Origin of the sequence: Paenibacillus wuxiensis (assembly GCF_040195695.1) — a bacterium.
Lineage (GTDB): Bacteria > Bacillota > Bacilli > Paenibacillales > Paenibacillaceae > Paenibacillus_B > Paenibacillus_B suaedae.
The window spans coordinates 83355-98974 of record NZ_JBEFZI010000012.1; the positions used below are offsets into that span (position 1 = coordinate 83355).

The 15620-nt window shown below is 39.7% G+C and carries 12 protein-coding genes and 1 riboswitch; of the genes, 11 read left to right on the plus strand and 1 reads right to left on the minus strand.

The features are described from left to right. Positions 1 to 188: 188 nt before the first annotated feature. The 11 genes from ABN764_RS24590 to ABN764_RS24640 all read left to right on the plus strand — a co-directional run bounded on the left by ABN764_RS24590 (position 189) and on the right by ABN764_RS24640 (position 11247). Entirely contained in the window at positions 189 to 2573 is a 2385-nt protein-coding gene (locus tag ABN764_RS24590; RefSeq protein WP_446673386.1) for an SEC-C metal-binding domain-containing protein, read from the plus strand. Positions 2574 to 2794: 221 nt separating this feature from the next. Continuing rightward, positions 2795 to 4027, plus strand: a complete 1233-nt coding sequence (locus tag ABN764_RS24595) for a helix-turn-helix domain-containing protein (RefSeq protein ID WP_446673387.1) — start codon at positions 2795 to 2797, stop codon at positions 4025 to 4027. Between the two features lie 147 nt (positions 4028 to 4174). After that, positions 4175 to 4411, plus strand: coding sequence for a Spo0E family sporulation regulatory protein-aspartic acid phosphatase (locus ABN764_RS24600; RefSeq protein WP_446673388.1), 237 nt, complete (start codon positions 4175 to 4177; stop codon positions 4409 to 4411). Positions 4412 to 4784: 373 nt separating this feature from the next. Beyond that, a complete protein-coding gene (locus ABN764_RS24605; RefSeq protein ID WP_446673389.1) occupies positions 4785 to 5210 on the plus strand; it encodes a YqxI family protein in 426 nt (141 codons plus the stop codon). Between the two features lie 76 nt (positions 5211 to 5286). After that, entirely contained in the window at positions 5287 to 5832 is a 546-nt protein-coding gene (locus tag ABN764_RS24610) for a hypothetical protein (protein WP_446673390.1), read from the plus strand. 1221 nt (positions 5833 to 7053) lie between these two features. Continuing rightward, complete coding sequence (locus tag ABN764_RS24615; RefSeq protein ID WP_446673391.1) at positions 7054 to 7776, plus strand: ATP-binding cassette domain-containing protein; 723 nt, start codon at positions 7054 to 7056, stop codon at positions 7774 to 7776. A 43-nt stretch (positions 7777 to 7819) separates the two neighbouring features. Next, positions 7820 to 8149 carry a YrvL family regulatory protein gene (locus tag ABN764_RS24620; RefSeq protein WP_446673392.1) on the plus strand — a complete coding sequence of 110 codons (330 nt, stop codon included), beginning with the start codon at positions 7820 to 7822 and terminating at the stop codon, positions 8147 to 8149. Between the two features lie 341 nt (positions 8150 to 8490). Next, positions 8491 to 9303 carry a DUF4097 family beta strand repeat-containing protein gene (locus ABN764_RS24625; RefSeq protein WP_446673393.1) on the plus strand — a complete coding sequence of 271 codons (813 nt, stop codon included), beginning with the start codon at positions 8491 to 8493 and terminating at the stop codon, positions 9301 to 9303. Positions 9304 to 9478: 175 nt separating this feature from the next. Beyond that, positions 9479 to 9613, plus strand: coding sequence for a hypothetical protein (locus ABN764_RS24630; protein WP_446673394.1), 135 nt, complete (start codon positions 9479 to 9481; stop codon positions 9611 to 9613). Positions 9614 to 10129: 516 nt separating this feature from the next. Beyond that, positions 10130 to 10741 carry a basic secretory protein-like protein gene (locus ABN764_RS24635; RefSeq protein ID WP_446673395.1) on the plus strand — a complete coding sequence of 204 codons (612 nt, stop codon included), beginning with the start codon at positions 10130 to 10132 and terminating at the stop codon, positions 10739 to 10741. After that, complete coding sequence (locus ABN764_RS24640; RefSeq protein WP_446673433.1) at positions 10681 to 11247, plus strand: RICIN domain-containing protein; 567 nt, start codon at positions 10681 to 10683, stop codon at positions 11245 to 11247. Before ABN764_RS24635 ends, ABN764_RS24640 begins: the two co-directional genes overlap by 61 nt. A gap of 181 nt (positions 11248 to 11428) precedes the next feature. Here ABN764_RS24640 and ABN764_RS24645 read toward each other — a convergent pair whose 3' ends face one another. Then, on the minus strand, positions 11429 to 15301 hold the full coding sequence (locus ABN764_RS24645) for a glycosyl hydrolase family 18 protein (RefSeq protein WP_446673396.1): 3873 nt from the start codon (positions 15299 to 15301) through the stop codon (positions 11429 to 11431). Positions 15302 to 15412: 111 nt separating this feature from the next. Beyond that, a riboswitch (cyclic di-GMP riboswitch) is annotated at positions 15413 to 15497 on the minus strand. Between the last annotated feature and the right edge of the window lie 123 nt (positions 15498 to 15620).

Sequence of the window (15620 nt, forward strand, 5' to 3'; positions counted from 1 at the left end):
CTTAAGGGGAGTTGCTTTATAAATCAGTTTATGTTTACACATAATTCTTGACAGACCCTTAGATCATATCGAAGAAATTCTGTCCCACAGAATACCGTGTCTACCCTACAGTTTCCGCGTTTGGTTCGTAAATACAAAACATTATGTGAGATTCTTATTATGATATTGACTAATAGGAGTTGAAATAAATGGTTAACATTGAACTGGATTTTTATGCTATAGAATGTGACGATAAGCACATTAATGAATGTACAAATATTGTTTGTAAAGTATGTGGAGCTTCACTTAGAGCTGTTTTTCATCCTTCAGATCCATTTGTGGAGTCTCGTAAAACACTGCTAGAAAATGTACTTTTGAAAATTACACAGAGAGAAAACGAATACAAAGGAGTAAAGAGGGATGTAAGGAAAGGTCTACTTGAAAAGATTAGCTATGAAAATGAAATGGACATAATATCAGAATATATTAATACTTTGAAAAATAATTTAAGTTTTGAAATATTCACTTCAATTGATATGACGCAAAAGAGTATTGATTCAATTGAAACAATTGAAAAAGTAAGTGAGATTAATAGATTTTTTGAAGAGCTCTATGATTTACTGGGAAGAATTTCTTTGTATGAGCCATCAAAAGTGTTTAGAAATGTTTATAAAAGATTACTTCTATCAATTATTTCTTTCAAGGAATCAGCCGTTGAACTCATAATGTCTACCGTAGCACTTAACATAGATGATGCGAATCAACTTAAAGAGTCATCTCAAAATAAGTTAGATAATGCTGCTAATGAGATTGTTTTATTAGGCAGTATCTTTGGAGCGCGAAATATCGAGAACATTACCGAGTTGTTTCAGAATGGTGAAACGAACTACTCTGCGATATTGAGTATGGTATGGCAAACATCTAATGAAGGCACTATTGAAGATCGATTTATTGATGTATGTCAAAAAACAAGATATTATTTCCGCTCAATACTTTCAAAGGATGAAGGGCACTATTCAAATGATGATTTGTTAAATTTATTAATTTACAGGCACGCTGGGATAATTGCATTTGATGATGAGAGCTTCCTTAGGAAGGTTAATATCGCATATAACTTGTACGAAAAGGCATTTGTGAATGATGATATTTTAGTTAAAGATTTTCTTGAGCGGTACTGTAATAAATATAGATATATGTTCAGCAAGCTAAGTGAGTTATCAATCGCAATGGCTTTTGTGTTTGGGAACAATCCTTCGGATCAAGTATTAATGAATAATGCTCTGAAATGGTATAAGGATTTATGTGAGGGAATATATAGAGATTCTATGACTTTCTTAATGTTGGCAAGTAATATTGAAAGAGAAAAGCCTTCAGATATTGAAGGGTTGATTCATTGGACTGGTTTTGGAAATATTTGCGGACAGTTTTCTTCACTAAATAAGTTAAAACTAAATTACTTTGTTGAGGGTGTTGATAGCATAATAAGGCACTCGGAAGCCCATGTTGATTATGATATTGATATCACAAATAAGAAAGTAGTATTGCGTAACAAACAACAAAAATCAAAATCTATTTCAACAAAGGAGTATGAGTTTGACGAGTTTTTTGAACAATTGAATCTTTTATCTGAAACGGTTTATTCATCAATAGCTGCTTTTACGGCATTTTTAATTAATTTCAAAGATAAAATAGAGAATGTTGATGCATTTTTCGAAAAGGAAGATGAAAAAGAACAAATCCTTGGATTGTATAGTCTGCTTGGACTATTTGGCATTATCATTGATAGTGAAAACAATTACGATAATACATTTGAGATATCCGGAAGATTTATGGGAGAAGCTGAAACTTTTTCATTTGAGTCAATTTGTTCAATATTTGTGCCTTTAGTTCAGGCAAAACCTCATATCACCAATGTAAAACTTGAAGTAGGTGATCGGGATGGTCAGAAAATTGGATATATTCAAGTACGTGCTGATTATATGTTGAATTCATTAAATGAAAAAGGCATGAAAAAAGATTGTTGGATCTTAATGTATATGTTAACCACCGAAATAGAAAATATTTATAATACTACTGCTGCTGAAGAGGCAAGTAAAGATAATAGATTTCTCGAGATTATTCTTAAACTAATATATCCTGTATGGAAAGATATCCTAGATGAGAAAAATCGTATTATTCGAACAGGTCAAGCTAACCAATTAGTTTTTGGGGCGATTATGGATCAAACAAAATTTATTGAAATGATATTAGACGAGTATATAGTCCATTCAGACGAAAAATGGCTAATAGAATATGTCAAATCAATTTTTAATAATATAAATAAAGCTTTATATGAAATTATAAATTATGGTTCGAGTTTAAATAAACAACTAGATAAATCATTAATAGTAATTTCTAAAGAAATGCTCAATGTTGGGCACTGTTTCGATTATTTATCAGGTAATATCAGTAGTAAGGAATTATATATTAATTATACAGACGCCGGAAAGAAAATATATAAAAATGTAAAAGTTAACGAACCTTGTCCATGTAGTAGTGGCAATAAGTATAAGAAATGTTGCAGGAAGTATGTACTAACAAATTACAGAAATTAGAGAGCCGCCTTAAGCATGATCAGGGAGAGACTGTAAACTTATCATCTTAAGCCTCTCGGGTTCGTGAATACAAGAACGCTGAACGAAGTACGAGGTTAATCCCTTATCTTTTTCAGCGCCTTTTCTATCGTGGAATGTTTACATATTAGTATATATATGGTAGTTTTTGAATGGATATAAGTAGTTTTTGTAGTAAGGCGTTTTTGAAAGAAGGTGATAGTTTGAGTAAAGAAGATAGGCTAATCGGTGAGTTAATTTTCGATTATCGGAAGAGACTTAGATACACCTTACCGCACTTATCTGCTTTATCAGGCATTCCAAAAGGAACGATATCGAAAATCGAAAGAGGGGAGACGAAGCATCCTGAATTAACTACTATTCTCGCCTTAACTTCTTCGTTATCCATTCCATACTCGGATGTGGTTGGACATTACATCGTAACAGAGAGGCGTAAGAATGTGCTTCAACGTCTGCTAATGGAAGCTATTCAGAGGGGCGAAAGCATAGTTATTGAAAGGATAGCAGCGAAGTTCCTGCAATGTGACAGTGAAGATAGCTACGATTTAATTGAAGAGCTATACAGAATTACAGAAAATGTGGCAGATGATACAATCAGACTCGTATTATTTGAACTTATTGCAAAGTATGCTAGAGACCATGGAATGCAGCCTTTCGTTGCAAAGGCTTTATATCAAACATATTTAATCGAACGAATTGATTTAAGTAAATTGGAACTAACGTTTCATAAGGGAATGTACATCATGAACTATATTTATTTTTTTCCTGAGGAGGACAAGGGAGAAGTACATTTTAAACTAGGCTATCATGCTTACGCCTTGCAGCTATATGAGAAATGTATTCAGTTATGTAATGCCGTTGTCAAAGGATTCCCATGTGATCGTCTTATGAAAGCTCGTGCCTTGCTTCTGATTTGCAATTCTTATTACTACTTAGGTAATTATTTTTTAGCAGAGCAATATTTATTGGAATGTAAAAAGTACCCTTTTGAAGAAATAAAGGAAAATGTAAAGCTTAACGAAGCTGCTATCCTCGGGAGAAAGGGAAATTTCGAGCAGGCAATTACTCAACTTCGTATATGTTTAAAACAGTCCCCGTCCAATAATGCAATTCATATTATAAACGAACTTCTTGAGCTTTATCTTCAACTTAAAGATACTGACGCAATCGATCATTTAATTACAGAAGAATCGCATATGCTGAGCGAACAGTATAACACTCCGTTTAAAAAATCTGAATTGGCTCTATATTTTAAGTTTAAAGCTGAATACTACATTTTGATGAAAAATTATGAAGAGGCAATTGACTCTTATATGTTAAGTATATTGCATTATATCGGTGTAGACTCTCGTATAAGGGCGAATGACTGTTTCAATTTACTGTTATTTATATTGCCTAAATGGGCGCGGCAACAAGTTGCTGAGTCGACCAAGTAAGAGGAAGGAAAGTAATTTTTATTACTTATCCTACCTCTTATTTTTGTTTATGGCGGAAAATGTCGAAAAGGTTTTGTTAGAGGAAAAAAATTACGAATATAGGAAACCTAGTTTAAATTGTCATTGAGAAGGGGGTATCCAATCTCGATGCTAACTCAGGAAGAGGAATTAATTCAATTAAAAGTTAAAGAGTTGCGTGAACGCTTAGCAAGAACAGTAGAAAGTATGAAAAACCTAAGTGATAGACATGTAGTGGAAATTAGTCAGGAACTCGACTGGTACATATTGCAGCTTCAAAAAATGAATTATTCGGATACGAAGAATAAAGGTAACGAAAAGGCGATAGAAGGAGCTAGTCGTATTCTGCTCTCTCAAGCAAGATAACTCAATTAAAGGGGTTGTCTCAAGGATGCTGCATGTTAGTCATGCTAGCACTCTTGTTTCAATAATATAGAGTCGATTCCAGATGAGGCATAGGCAGGCAACACCGGAAATCGACTCCGAAGCGCTCTTTCCTTTGCCTAGCAAAGCAAACAGCTAGAGTCATTATAACACCAACTAAATCTTTGTAGTATTGGATTGGGTAGCTATTAACATAAAGGAGGGATGACTTTTTGTTGTAGTGTTCAAAACTAAGCGAATTCTCACAGTCAGCATATTTGTACGCTACATCAAGCCTGCATTTAGTGTAGATTCATTTAAATTGGCGTTGCATCTCCAGGAAATTTTAATCATATTATATAGGAAGGAATATCTTTTGAAAAAAGTAGTGGTTGCAGTACTTTCTTCAGTTATTCTCACAACGGCAGTTGCACCTTCAATTTCAGCAGCAACAGTTGCTCCAAAACCAGTCCCTTATTCGATCATTGCACAATCCATCCCAATGACAGTCACTTACCAAGGTTCTGAGGTGAGTGTCAAGTCTCTTCCAACTTCAATGCTGAAAAAACTCATTGTAAATGGTCTCCGTTACGGTGGAGAACTCCTTGGGGATCTTCTGAAAGTCATCAGCAAAGATGGGGCGGATTGGATCAAAAAAAATGCAAGTAAGGCTGCTGACTTTTTGGACAAACTTACTGAATGGCAGACTGAACCGATTAAATTAGGACTTGTTGCACTTGGATTGTCACCTGGGGATGCTCTTACAATTGCAGAATGGATTGTACTCTTTATTGGACTCTAAGCTATTTTGGGACACAAAGGTCTATTAATACTCTTTGTGTCCCTCTTATACTTTTTTTAGATGGGGAGAAGATGGCATGACCTATTTGCTGTTTGTGATAATTATTTTTATTGGTTTCTTACATCTAATGAATTATATAGTCAATCGTGAAGATAATGAACCGAAGCCGCCATTCAAAGTAAAATTGTGGCTCATACCAGTGTTGGCACTTCTATTACTTACAATCGTTTCGTTGTTGGCTGGATTATTCGCACTATTGTTAACCGGAATCGGAGCATTAAACCAAACACTCTCATTTCCAAATCATTATGCCGCGTTCACAGTTTCGATGTACATAATCCTCTTGTTTCTGCTGGTGGAATCATTTATACATCCGTTTATTTATGCGTTATTATTGGCTCTCTTGAAAAAAAAGCCTACTCGAGTGATGAGTCACCTTATCAATGTGATTGGAGATACGTTAGTTATTTACTTTGTTTTTAACATTTTTCCGTATGTATCCATTTCAGGATTGGATACCGCTTTTTATATTTCCGTTCTCCTTTTGCTTCTTGGTCAAATATGCGTTGGTTTTGAATACTTGATTAAGAAATTTATTATTAACAAAAGAAAAGAGAAATGATGACAAGAGCCTATTTAACTTGGTATATCATCCCTTGAAGGAATAGGGTAGACACTTTTTTTGAAAATTGTTAGACTACTTTTGGTATATTTTATATAACGCGACATTTCAATTGCTGATTTTTCCACATATTAGATTTCAATAGACGCTACAAAGTAATATGAAGACAAGGTATTTCCTCTCTACTGGTCGGCATTTTAAGCAGTATCATGACGCTATTTTCCGAATACTCCTCGATTTTATTGCTGTTCATTCATCTGATTGATGAATGGATGACATCCGTTCATTTTTCTATTTTTTCTGAGATTGGTTTTGTTCTTATTATCTATTTGATTGATACTTTGCTTTTTCAGAAAAAAGACCATGATCGTTGATGAGGGAAGAAGCAACATATGATTTTGTATTACAAGTGATTCCATTTGGCTAACAGGGAGTGAGCATTACATTGTCAGTTGTTCGAGAATATATTAGATTGTATGCAAAAATAACGTTGAATCACAAAGTGAGTTTTTTGTGGTACTTGCTTTTACCCTTAATTCTCTTTTTCGTATATCATTACAAATGGATCATGACTAAGCCAGAAGCTTCTTTTTTTCAATATCAAGCCAGCATGTTCTTAGCCTATATTACATTTGTTATGTCTATTGAGGTTACCACAAGTTTGATCCGTATGAGAGAAGATGGCTTCTTGAAAATGTTCGCATTCGTTTCGGGCACGAAGTACCCTATGATTATAGGAAAAGTCTTTACGCAATTATCCTTTCTTATTCTTTCGATCCTCATCTTTTCTCTAGTGACTAGCTTATGCAGTCTACATAACCCTACAGATATTATATTGTTTATGATTAGTTCCGTCGTAGCGGGCTTATGCGGAGCAATACCGGTAATGTTCTTCTTTTTGATACTTATGATTTTCCCGATGAAGCAAGAATCACTAGTTACTGTACTGAATATGCTCCTACTTGTATTTTTGATCGTAACCGCTAATAATTTGTCACATTCATTATCGTGGGGAATCGTACTGCTATATATCAATCCATTAGAACTGGTTAGAGCTTTGAATCTATTAATAGCAGAACTCATAACGGGTAAGGAATTTATGAATTTTGGCTCGGCTCATATCGTATTCGGCCTGATTTTATATATGATTATCGGACTTTTGGGGATGAGATATACAAGAATCGTATCCTCGACAAATCGAACATGAATTGGGGCAGGTATATGATTATAATTGAGAATTTAAATTATAGGCATAAGAATTGTAATAAGAGTAATTTGGAGAATGTAACTGTAGATTTGAAACCGGGTATAGTAAACGTCATTATAGGAAAAAACGGTTCCGGTAAGACGACGTTATTTGATTTAATTACAAATGTTATCCCAAGACCCGAAGAAATCAAAGGTGTACCTAACCATTCTGAAATTATTTATCAGTTACAGGGGTTATCGTTTCCTTCGACTTTGAAAGGGAAGGATTTGTTTCGGTTTTTTTTGTACACGGATCACAATAATAGTATAAAAGTTTCGAATACTCCTTATACCGATAAATACATGGAATCTTCAGAAATTGAGTTAATGGAAAAAGTATGGGACACCCAATTTGGTCAGTTATCTATTGGAGAGCGCCGATACTTAAGTATTTTGGCGGTAACGCTTATGCAAAGGAAGCTGTATGTATTCGATGAACCGACTTCCGGAGTTGATCCCGAAGCAAGATTGCAAATTTTAAAAAGAATAGAAAGACTTACTCTTGGTACAAGCTCTACTGTCATTCTTTCCACTCATACTTTACATGAATTTCGAAATATACATTGTAAAATTCACTTATTGCATAAAGGGTGTATGAGATTTCAAGGAACGTTTGAGCAATTTATCGAAAAAGGCGAGAACGGTGATCCAGACTCAGCATTTTATCAAAACCTCATGCTACATCAAGCAGAGTAATGAAAAAAATCATTTCAACACATTTTAATACAAGAGAATTCAGATGGGCACGGTAGAGAAAACAATAAGCTCTATTGTGTCCTTTTTCTTCCATATTGGTATATTCGAGGTATTAGGGATTCAATACGAATCGTGGACATCGATACTTCTGTTTATTGGTTTATCGTTCGTTGCTGACGCGGTTACCAAAGTATTATTTATATTTATGAAGGCAAGGTATTTCCTCGCTACTGGCCAGCATTTTAAGCAGTGCCATGACGCTATATTTCGAATACTCCTCGATTTTATTGCCGTTCATCTGATTGATGAATGGATGACATCCGTTCATTTTTCTATTTTTCTGAGATTGGTTTTGTTCTTATTATCTATCTGATTGACACTTCTTTATTTCGGAAAGATGAGAAAGATAGTGAATCATGAAGTAACATGGAGACTATGTTAAAGCTTTATGGCTGTCTTTTTACATGGAGACTATGGTTCTTGTTATGACGGTGTTTATCGTTCAATTGAAAAAAGTTTTTCATGAGCATCATCGCACATAGAGTCAACTTAAGGATTTCGTAAGAGTAAAGTAAGAAAAAAGAAGATTACGTTCTGTAAGATATAGTTATGAGAGAGCGAGAGGAGAAAAGAGTATGGAGCATAAGTACGAACGATTCCATTCGAATACTGGTTAATCAACACATCTAATGCAGAAGAAAGGAAGATAAACGTATGAGCAACAATATGAAGTTAACTATGATTCTCCTGGCCGCTGCCAGTATCGGACTCGCCGGATGTACGAAAGAATCCTCCGTCACTAGTACACCAAGTTTGTTCCAGCAAAACTCTTCTATATCGACAAACACAATTGTAAATTCAGGAACAACGGACATGAGAAATGTCTCGAACGCAGTAAAAGGGGATATTTCTCAAATAGATGTAACTAACATTCATTCCCTAAAAATTCAGAGTAACGCTGCTATAGTTACAGTTATAGGCGACAAACAAATCAATCAAGCAGAATTGGAATTATCCAAGGGCAATTCACAAGGAATGGATACCAACGTGACTACGTCGATCCAAGATGGAACATTACAGATTATCCTTGAAAATAAACTAAAGATCATAAATACGGGGCCATTGCCATCTTTAACGATTCGTCTTCCGTATAAAGAATTGAAATCCCTTGAGATAGAAAATAAAGTTGGCAACATATCCGTTGAGTCAGAATTGTCGCTCCAACATTTAAATGTGATCAGCGATACTGGCGACGTTACTGTAACGGGTGTAATTGGTATGGAAAGCAGTAACATATCTACTGACGTTGGTAGCGTCGAATTCGATCTACCTGATCAACCAGCACCTCTATATGTGAATCTATCAACAAAAATAGGAACTATCGATAATCAGGTTGCTCTTGAAAAAGAAACAAATACCACAAAGGTTGTATCCAAAGAACTCCATGGATATGTTGGTAAGGCTCAATCCGAAAGTGCAACGCTCAACATTTCCACACAGGTGGGCGAAATTACGTTCAAAAATTAAGTGTCATTATCGTACCAGGCTTGCCATAATCATGATCACGTGAATGTTCATCGAGATTATATTCTCTATCCAATTCAATGGATAGAGTCCTTGTACATGAGCTTGGAAAAGCAACAGTTCGTGATGCAATAAGAACGATATTATTCGTTCTACAAATATTTATTAAGAAGAGAGCGTGCCCAATAGGATACGCTCTTTTCTCATGTCCCCACAGGAGCTCGTACTCCAGAACCTTCCGGATCTGGCCGTGCTGCCGATCGGTACGCCGATGACGGCGGCGACCAAACATGCCCTGCAGCATTCAGTCTAACACTTTATTTTATGGTTAAGCCTCTTTGATAACTACCCGATGGTACTGTATAGAACTTACTTTTTAAAGGCTGACAGGAATATTAATGTCTTCGTTTGTATTGCCTTTATTTCCTGGACAAATTGACCTTGTAAGCTCATTCGATGAGCCTAATTTTGCGGAAGTGTTAGAGGACAGATCGATCCTAAAGTAACCCTAGAAGAGATCACAAAATCAGCAGTAGACTACATAAAAAAGAATAATCTGCTTAATATTTCCTGGTAGGCCACGGCTCTGGGGGGATCATTATCGCTAAAGTAACGGAACAGCTATGGATTATAGGGGGGGAAAGGAGGAGCGTTTCGATAAAGGGGAAAATATCAGCGAAATCGTATGTCCCTGGTGAAATTTGGCCAAAACACGTTGCTGACGTGCGTTAAGCGAAATTCCCGGCTGTAATCGATGACATCCGGTACGCTTGGAACCAAGGATTTACAGCGATATGAGCTAGTTAGATCCAACAAGGAGGAATAGGATTTGATTCGAAAATTGTCAATGATTTTGATGATGCTGGTACTATTCGGTTCTGAAGTGATGGTGGTCTCTGCCGAGACTGATTCCTACACAGACGGAACCTACACGTTAGTAATGAATAACGAGGATCCTTCTTTTGATTCGACAGTGAAACAACGAATGATTGATACCTTCTTTATCGTATATCCTCAAATGGTTGTACGTTTCAATGGTCAGGCAGCTCGGAAAGTAAATTTTACAATTGATCCGACATACTCTGGTGTTGCGGAAGCAGGAGGGGGCAATGTTAGATTCAGCTCTAATTGGCTGCGAAAGAATCCGGAAGATACCGATACGGTGACCCATGAGTTAATGCATATCGTTCAAGCCTATCCTGGGGGAAGTCCGGGATGGATAACCGAAGGGATTGCGGACTATGCTCGTTATAAATATGGCAGAAATAATGGTCCGGCAGGATGGTCCCTGCCTAATTATAGCCCTAATCAAAAATATACGGAAGTTACCAAGTTACAGCTCGCTTTTTCGTATGGCTGGAAAATCGGATCCGTCCGTCGATTGTCAATGAGATGGACTTCAATCTTCGCAATCGAACTTATAGTGAACAATTATGGGTGAACGTAACTGGCCATACTGTCGATCAGTTATGGCAGCAATATTCCAAGGATCCAAACTTGACTAACAACGATGTGCTTGTGGGAAGACCCTATAAATTAATTAATGTAAACAGTGGGAAAGCATTGGATGTTCAAGGATCAGGGGCAGCGAATGGCACAAATGTTCAGATTTATTCAGATAACGGATCAGCAGCTCAACGTTGGACTGTGTATCGAAACCAAGACGGCACCTATAAACTGATTAACGCGGTTAGTGCCAAAGCACTGGATGTGACAAGTTCGGGGACAGGAGATGGTACAAACGTGCAGATTTGGGATGACAACGGTTCAGGTGCACAGAAATGGAGTTTCATACGAAATACAGATGGCTCGTATAAACTAATTAATAGTAACAGCAATAAGGTTCTGGATGTATCCTCATCAGGCACGAACGACGGTACGAACGTGCAGATCTGGACGGATAACGGGACCGCTGCCCAAAAGTGGAAGTTGGTACTTTTAAATTAATATGTGTAGAAATTCATATGACCAGTTAGATCAAATTGATCTAGCTGTTTTTTTCATATTCTCGCGTAATCGGAAGGACTTTGGCCCTTGGCCCGAATAAGTAAGATTCGTCTTGATTCTCAAAAGGGACTAACCCGTAAAGGGTCAGTCCCAGTAGATGCAATTGCGTCTTGCTATGCTATTATTCTACAAGCTTCCAGGATTCATCGCTGCCCGGAATGCTCTTCGTCCACCACTTGGCTTGATAGAGCTTGCCCTCATAGCGAACCAAATTGCCTTCTACGTACACATTGCCCGGCACGTAATCCACACTGCCGTCTTCATTTGGAATCACTTCTTTTTCCCATACTTGGGAGGAATCCGGCGCTTGGCCTTGTACCCACCATTTTGCCGTGTATTTCTCTCCTTTGTAAATGACAGAATCACCTTCGTAGTAGATCTTGGTCGGATCATACGTATCCGCGAGCCCGTCGATAACGGTGATTTTTCGCTCTGCGGAGGCTTGCAGACCTTGATTATCTTCTACGGTGTACACCAGCTCGTAGGTTCCCGGAGTAGAGGAATCAACCATTCCTTCGATCACGATGCGATCGGACAGGTCGCCGTCCTCTTCATCAGTAGCGGTAACTCCTACTTTCGGATCGAATTGCTCGCCAACGAGAATCGTTTTATCCATTGCGCCATGAATGACTGGCTTGTGATTCATCTTTTCTGCGACAGTGATCGTACGTTCTGCAACCGCTTGCAGCCCTTGGCTGTTCTCTACGGTGTACACCAGCTTATAGGCTCCTGGAGTAGAGGAGTCAACCGCTCCTTCGATCACGATGCGATCGGTCAGGTCGCCGTCCATTTTGTCCGCAGCGGTAACTCCTTCTCTCGGATCGAATTGTTCGCCAACGAAAATCGTTTTATCTGTTGCGCCATGAATCATGGGCTTTGTAGCACCCGGCGGGGTGCTTCCATTTCCGAATGCTTTGAAAATATCTGTGTATTGATATTGCGCCGTTACGCCATTGTTGCTTTCCAACATCGCATCCCGGTTCATCGACCAGAAGGAGGTCATCGCCAGCCCTTTCTCGATCGCATGATCCACAATCAACTGGGACCACTCCGTCGTAAAGATCGGATGAGCCGCGCCTTCAAAGCCGATGGATGGCGTCGTTCCAATGATGCCATAAGCGTCTTGATCCGTTAGATCCGTGTTGGCAAATTGCTTGAAGTACTGCTTGATTTGATTCTTCGTCGAATCAACGGCTCTCAATGAAGCGGAACCATAGTTCTCGCCAGGCAGGAGCGTTCCGCTGCCATAGCACATCGTCATGATGTTCACGACTTTGACATCCACGCCGGCAGATAAGTAAGCTTCCAATACATCCAATTGAACAGAAGTCAGACCGCTTGGCAGTACAGGGAGTGTTAATACAATATCGACTCCCGTTGCATCCTGAAGCTTCTTAATCGCCTGCGCGTTGGCGACATTCAGGGCTTTGTTCTGAGCGCCGCCCTCAATGTCAAGGTCTAAGCGGGTCAGTCCATAGCCTTTAACAATTTCCATATACGTATTGAAGAGGGTATCGGTGTCTTGAGTCACTTCCCAGAACGATACGCCATTCAAACCGCCCAGCGAGATCGTGACATCGCCGCCCATTTCGCGAATTTCCCGAATAGACTGCTTAATCCCTTGGTATTGGGTGTTATCCGCATTCTTCTCATTCAGTACGGAATATCCTCCCCAGCCCCATTGCACTTTGCCATCCGCGATGTGCTGCGAACTGGATTGAATAAAGCCGAGATTGAAAAATTTCACGCCGGTATCCTCGGAAATTCTGGCGAGGTTAGGGGCGCCGTTGTTGGAATAGCCCGGTTTGGTAACCCATGCAACCATATCAACGAATGGAGAATTGACTTGCTTCGGCCACTCGATTCCTTGGCCAACCCCAAAATCATGCCCCGGGGCCGTCGCTTCGATAACGGTAATGGTGCGTTTTTTCTCGACCGTCAATCCTTGCGAATCCGTAACGGAGTACACCAGCTCATACTTGCCGGCTGCATTTGTATTAACTTCTCCCGTCACGGCAATACGTGATGTGAGATCTCCGTCTTCTGCATCCGTAGCAGTTACGCCGGCCAGCTTATCAAAGTTGTCGCCAACTGTAAGCGTCAGATCCGCTATGCCATGCAAAACAGGCGGTTGATTCTTGCTTGGAGCTTCATCACCCAGAATGAGTTGTCTGTTCATCTCCGGGCTGTTATTCGACACCCGCTGAACCAGCTCCATGCTTGTAACCTTGGCATTTCCCTTAAGTTTGAATGTATAGGATCTGCCAGGTTCAATCGTTTTGGCATCATAGACCGATTTCAAATCGACGATCGTGTAACCGTTCTCATTAGTTACGGTTCCCGCTAAATAATCGCCGGAAGTCAACGGTCCATCGGCTTGGATGTAGAGCTTCGGCAGCTTAACCGTTTTAGCTCCTCTTTCCACCGCTTTCAACACTTGATTCGATTCGGTCAAAGACTCGTTATTGAAGAGGGTGATTTCATAGCCTTTGCTGTTGCCCCAAGCCTCAGTATACGGTTTCACATCCGCCGTAACGTCCAGCTTGGTATATTGGATTTCATGTGTTGTCAACGCCTGGCTCCCGAAGAGGCCTTCTTTCGTTGCCTTTGTTAATTTGTCGCGCTTGGCAGGATCCGCAGTAGGGGCATCATTGGAAGCCATCCAAGCAATGACGCCGCCCAGACCGTTTTCAAGCACATATTTCGTTTTCTCTTGAATGGATCTTTCATTGTCATACGTGTAGAATACGCCAGTTGTCCCATCATACAGATAGGGAGCTTTGGCTGCATCATCCCAATATTCTTTGAGATTCGGGTAAGTGGCCTTCAGCTTGTCGAGGTTGCGATAAGACCAAATCCCCGTTCGACGGCCGGCATCCCCAATGGTGAGCGCTGCTTCGCCAACGGCGCCGCGGGATGGAGTCTGATCCGCGTCCTTGGCGGATAGTGCCGCTTCGCCGAATAGCCCCGGATGATTCGGATCGGATCCTTGCGACACTTTATCCCAGCCGCGAGTATAGTAGGCCGCCCCGATCACAATCTTGTTCGGCTCGGCACCTTGCTGAATCAAATAATTTACGCTTTCGTCGACGGACAGATTATTGCCCGTGAGCGGGTCGTTCGGGTTCGTATACAAGCCAGTATGGTGGCCGCTTACTTCATCCCATGCGCCGCGCATGTCATAAGTCATAATGTTGGCAAAGTCTACAATGTTGAACAGTCTCGGCACATCAATGCCGATATCGATCTTACTCTTCGGCGCTGGAAGCGCAACAGACAGTTCATACGCTTTACCAAGCTCAGCTCCTTGCTTATTCAATGCGTTTTTGATGTCTTGCAGGAGTAAAATATAATTGTTTTTATCCTCTGGTATAGCGTATTTCGTTCCTTCATCGTTCTTATTATCGACCAGATCGGGCTGTCGAACTTCAGCCGGGAACTCCCAATCGACATCCACGAAGTCCATGTTCGTGTACTTGATGAATTTCATGACATTTTGGATCAGATTCGCCCGTTTGGAAGCATCGGCTGCAACGACAGCGAAGTCGCCTGATTTCGACCATCCGCCAAGAGAAATACCGATCTTCAGATTTGGGTTTTCTGCGCGCAATTGCTGCAGGGCGATAAGGATGCCTGCATTGGCCGCTTGCCATTGAACGCCATCCTGGCCGACAGGCGCTTCTACAGCCGCATCCTTGTCCGTAAAGACAAGATTGCCTTGGGCATCAAAATCGAGAAACGCATAGTTCAAGTGGGTTAATTGATCGGCCGGAATATCCTTGGGATAAAAGTTTCCCTGTCCTCCCCAAATCGACCAATCGCCATAGTACATGACATTCCGGATTTCCTTAGTTTCATTTTTGACCACAGGTTCCTGTGCTGCGGAAACACTCGTTCCTGCGTAAGTCGGCGCCAGCGAGGATACGAACATCATGATGGTCATTACTGTCATTGCGAACAATCTTCGGGCACTGCGCTTTCTCCCAGTCTTCATCCGTTATTCACTTCCTATCAATAGATTTTATTAATAGGCAGCTAGGGTGGGGCATCTCGCCATGGATCATACAAAAACAACCATACGACTAATAGAGATGGGGGTCTATTAATCGGCAACTGGCTGGCATAGAATTTCTTCCTTAGCCCCTTTAGTTTTGCGTCACTAGATTTCCCTAGCTTTGCCTAGTAATACCTGCAAACATGCATACTCTTGCATAACGATACATGTTTACACCGTTAAATATACAGCAGTTTCACGTTTATTTAATGGGTCATACGGATTATTTGTGAATATATGAACATAGTTCAATATTATT

Excerpts from the sequence above, each read along its gene's own strand:
- ABN764_RS24625 (WP_446673393.1), top strand. The coding sequence starts at position 8,491 with ATGAGCAACAATATGAAGTTAACTATGATTCTCCTGGCCGCTGCCAGT.
- ABN764_RS24610 (WP_446673390.1), top strand. The coding sequence starts at position 5,287 with ATGACCTATTTGCTGTTTGTGATAATTATTTTTATTGGTTTCTTACAT.
- ABN764_RS24600 (WP_446673388.1), top strand. The coding sequence starts at position 4,175 with ATGCTAACTCAGGAAGAGGAATTAATTCAATTAAAAGTTAAAGAGTTG.
- ABN764_RS24615 (WP_446673391.1), top strand. The coding sequence starts at position 7,054 with ATGATTATAATTGAGAATTTAAATTATAGGCATAAGAATTGTAATAAG.
- ABN764_RS24590 (WP_446673386.1), top strand. The coding sequence starts at position 189 with ATGGTTAACATTGAACTGGATTTTTATGCTATAGAATGTGACGATAAG.
- ABN764_RS24645 (WP_446673396.1), bottom strand. The coding sequence starts at position 15,301 with ATGAAGACTGGGAGAAAGCGCAGTGCCCGAAGATTGTTCGCAATGACA.
- ABN764_RS24620 (WP_446673392.1), top strand. The coding sequence starts at position 7,820 with ATGGGCACGGTAGAGAAAACAATAAGCTCTATTGTGTCCTTTTTCTTC.